Below are 2,355 nucleotides of genomic sequence, written 5' to 3'. Positions count from 1 at the left end.
CGTTCAGTTTTCAAAGAACTACTTGGTCGCTCATTTGCGACTTCCTTATGTTAACATCTTCGTTAGTTAATGTCAACTAAGTTTTTTATTTCGTTTGTCGCTTGCGACGTTAATGTCATCGGCGACTTGTCCTATATTACACCTCTATATAATAATAGTCAATATTAATCTTTCATTTTTTAAAAAAAGATGAAAAAGACTCTCATACCCCCTCTTTATTCCTCATACATATCAGTAAAATAACTGAAAGGAGTGTAGAACTTGTTCGATCCTTCTTTATTAAACACCATAAGCGCCCATTCAAGAAGCCCACACTATCATAGGAAGTTTCCCATCATTCTATTTTGGAGTCAAAAAAGCGGTTGCACTTCTCTTGCCAATTGGTTCTTTTACCAGATTGATTTATTGCAAACAGCTCTAAGTTATAGCCCTTTCATTCATAATTATGAATATGATATATACAAAAGTACACCTGCTTATAGTGTACGACTAGGAGTAGCGTTGCGAGAAAAACAAAAAGAAACGTTTAAACTTGTTCGTAACCCTTATAGGAGAGCAGTCAGTTCTTTCGTATCCTTAATTGGACCTCCTTATATGGAAAATCCCGAATGGAAACCCATCCGAAAGTTTTTATATCAAGATGAAAATTCCCCCAAAGGGATCTCATTTAAACAATTTCTATACTATCTATTTATGAAAGGGGCTCACGCAAGTGATATTAACCCACATTTCACACAACAATATATAGCTGGTGAAGAAGAATATGTCACCAATTATATATACTTAGAAAACTTTGATCAGGAAATGAAAGAATTAGAAAAGCGTTTCGAATTAAAAAACGCACCAATAAATGAGTTCTCAACATCATGGCATCATCAAACTCCCGCCATGATTTATAAAGGGAATTTTAGCGAAGGCGATATTACTGATCCTTTATTTCCCCGTCATCCAACTTTTGAAAGCTTTTATGATACTGAATGTATACAACTTGTTCAAACAATATTTCAAAATGATTTCGACACATATAAATACAGCAAAGAATATCCATACTAATTTTAGTTTATTATCTTTGCTAAATAAAAAAGATACCTCATATATAAGGTATCTTTTTTACATGTCAATTATATAAATCATACTGTTTAACAGTCTCTATTCTTCACCTTATTACCTTTTAATAGATTACATAACTTTTGCTTATCCGCCCATCCTACTCCGATTAAAACTAAACTTGCTCCCATTATTACTCTCCATGTCAAAGATTCATTTAATAGAATAATTGAAGTAACAATACTTATTAATGGTAATGCATTTAAATATAATCCGCTTACTGATGCTGAAACTCTCTCTAGCGCTTTATTCCACAACCAATACGCTAAAATTGTTGCTCCAATAACAAGGTATATTACACTAAGTCCCGTTTTCCAAGTTTCAATCTTTGGTAAACCGTAATAAAGAATTTCTACCAGTGCAAATGGTAATAGAATAACAGCTCCGATAATTAAAGTTAATGTTGTAAAAACCTCGTTTGATAAATACTGTTCTTGTTTTGGTCGTTTTAGCAAAACCGTGTAGAAAGCAAATAGAAAAGTACTTAATAATATCAGTATATCTCCTATTAAAGACACTTCTTGATCAGCACTTTTAGATGGAATCGTAATAAAGAGTACTCCTATAGCACCCAATATAATTCCTATCCAATAATTCAATCGAATTTTCTCTTTCAAGAAGATTGCTGAAAAAAGAATTGTAACTAATGGTAATGCAGCATCTATGATACTAACATGTAATCCACTTGTTAAAGAAATACCGTACGATGTGAACATAAAATACCCAGCTACACCGGTAAAAGCTAACAAACTCATTCTTTTCCATGGAACTTTTTTATGTACAACTGATTTTTGTAGTTGCTTAAATGAAAATAGCATACAAATTCCACCTGCAAAGAAAAGACGAATAAACAACAAAGTAAACGGCTGAATAGATTCTAACGCCCATTTTGTTGGCGCAATAGCTGTCCCCCATAATATAACAGCCACTAATAACATGCATATTTCTTTCATAATCCCCCACACCCATCAAAAATATATGTTAACTACCTTAATTATAGATTTTTTCTTATGGAAAATCCTTTAAAAACACAAAAGGTTATGCAAAAAGAGCTAGATTGCTACTTTTTGCATAACCTTTTTATATAAGATCACAAACATTCTTTTATATCTCGACTATACCCTTACAAAAGGTAATTCTTACCTTTATATTTTAAGTAATAAAAATAAACACAAAAAAACCTAAGTCGAAACGACTTAGGTTTTTGCTTGGCGACGTCCTACTCTCACAGGGACAAGGTCCCAACTA

At 32.5% G+C, this 2,355-nt stretch carries 2 protein-coding genes; one reads left to right on the top strand and one right to left on the bottom strand.

Annotation, left to right across the window (positions count from 1 at the left end):
• Positions 1–261: 261 nt before the first annotated feature.
• Entirely contained in the window at positions 262–1,053 is a 792-nt protein-coding gene (locus tag AC1Q8M_RS27795; protein ID WP_000460203.1) for a sulfotransferase family 2 domain-containing protein, read from the top strand.
• Between the two features lie 86 nt (positions 1,054–1,139).
• Here the strand turns inward: AC1Q8M_RS27795 and AC1Q8M_RS27790 are convergent, their stop codons facing one another.
• Positions 1,140–2,060 carry a DMT family transporter gene (locus AC1Q8M_RS27790; protein ID WP_000658283.1) on the bottom strand — a complete coding sequence of 307 codons (921 nt, stop codon included), beginning with the start codon at positions 2,058–2,060 and terminating at the stop codon, positions 1,140–1,142.
• Between the last annotated feature and the right edge of the window lie 295 nt (positions 2,061–2,355).

The sequence above is a fragment of the Bacillus sp. GW823-FHT06A10 genome, from assembly GCF_058795375.1.
Note: the sequence above shows the minus strand (reverse complement) of the source record. Positions and strands in the feature narration are given on the sequence as shown.